At 67.2% G+C, this 1,543-nt stretch carries 1 protein-coding gene and 1 pseudogene; both read left to right on the top strand.

Annotated elements, in window-relative coordinates:
• Nucleotides 1–172 precede the first annotated feature (172 nt).
• On the top strand, nt 173–457 hold the full coding sequence (locus tag ABZ806_RS45055) for a helix-turn-helix domain-containing protein (RefSeq protein WP_500226138.1): 285 nt from the start codon (nt 173–175) through the stop codon (nt 455–457).
• Nucleotides 458–583: 126 nt separating this feature from the next.
• Nucleotides 584–1,373: pseudogene (locus ABZ806_RS45050) on the top strand (IS5 family transposase); the annotation flags it as partial.
• Between the last annotated feature and the right edge of the window lie 170 nt (nt 1,374–1,543).

The following is a 1,543-nucleotide window of genomic DNA, read 5'->3' as shown; positions in this document are numbered from 1 at the left end:
CCGCATTGCGGCGCCGGGGCCCCTGTCGTCGTCACTGCCCACCCAGGGCAGTACGGAAGGTTCAGTGAAAGCACCCCAACCGGCCCGGGCCGGCAACCAGCCAGACCAGCACCCGCAGGAATCCGGCGGGCTCGAAGGCAGGCTCGACGACGAGGACTACCCCGCCTACAGCATGGGCCGCGCCGCCGAGATGCTGAACGTCACACCGGCATTCCTGCGCAGCCTGGACACCGCCCGCCTGATCGTCCCGCAACGCTCACCCGGCGGACACCGCCGCTACTCCCGCTACCAACTCCGCCTGGCTCAACGCGCCCGCGACCTGATCGACCAAGGAACACCGCTGGAAGCCGCCTGCCGCATCATCATCCTGGAAGACCAACTCGCCGAAGCCCAACGCATCAACACCCAACTCCACAAAGACCACACCAACCAGCAACAACCCCGCAACACGCCATAAAAGCCCGGCACCGGGAAGATCGAGCGTCGGCGGGGGATCTGGTGGGCGCTTAGTGCGTGTTTGAGAAGTTGATCTAGGTCGGTGTGTCTACGTGATCGTCCGGGCGGGTTCGTCCAGGATGACGGGATGTCTCGGCGGTCGTGTTATCCCTCGGACTTGACCGACGGCGAGTAGGTGCTGGTCGAGCCGCTGCTGCCGGAGGCCGGCAGCAGCGGCCGCCCGGAGAAGCACCCGCGGCTGCGAGATCGTGGACGCGATCTTGTATGTGGTGCGCACCGGATGCGCGTGGCGGCAGTTGCCCGTCGACTTCCCGCCCTGGCAGACGGTGTACTGGTACTTCGTCCGGTGGGAGAAACAGCGGGTCACCCTGCGGATCCTTGACGTGCTGCGCCAGCAGGTTCGCCAGGATGAGGGACGCGACGCCGAACCGAGTGCGGGGATCATCGACTCCCAGAGCGTGAAGGCGGCCGATACCGTCGGACGCGCCACGCGCGGGTACGACGCGGGCAAGAAGGTCGCCGGACGTAAGAGATTCATCGTCACCGGCGCTCTCGGCCTGCTGATCATGGTGACGGTGTGCGCGGCGAGCGTCCAGGACCGCGATGGAGCCAAGGGCACGCTGCTGGGGCTGTATCTCACCTCGCCGCGGTGCCGGCGGGTGTCCGCCGACGCCGCCTTCGCCGGACGCCTCGTCGGCCGGGCCGCGCAGACACTGCGTACCACCCTGGACATCGTCCGCAAACCCGCAGATCAGAAGGGGTTCGTCGTCCTCCCTCGGCGGTGGGCGGTCGAGTGGACTTTGGCGTGGCTCACCGCCCACCGGCGGCTGGCGCGCGACTACGAACGCCACCCCGCGACCAGCGAGGCCATGATCCGGTGGGCCGCCATCGGCCTCTTGACCCGCCGCCTGGCCCGCGGTGGACGTCCCGCCGTCCGGCAAGGCCCACGCCCCTCGAGTGCCAATAACAAGATCCTTCTCAAACACGCACTTAGCTTGTCTTTTAACCTTGGATTCGGACGTTAAGGCTGTTCAGAGCCGTTCTGGGCAGGCGAGCTAGCGTGCCGGGCATCTTCGGAGGGTCTGGC

This window comes from Spirillospora sp. NPDC047418, assembly GCF_040643275.1.
Lineage (GTDB): Bacteria > Actinomycetota > Actinomycetes > Streptosporangiales > Streptosporangiaceae > Spirillospora.
The sequence above is the reverse complement of the archived record's forward strand: the minus strand, read 5'-3'. Positions and strand labels throughout refer to the sequence as shown.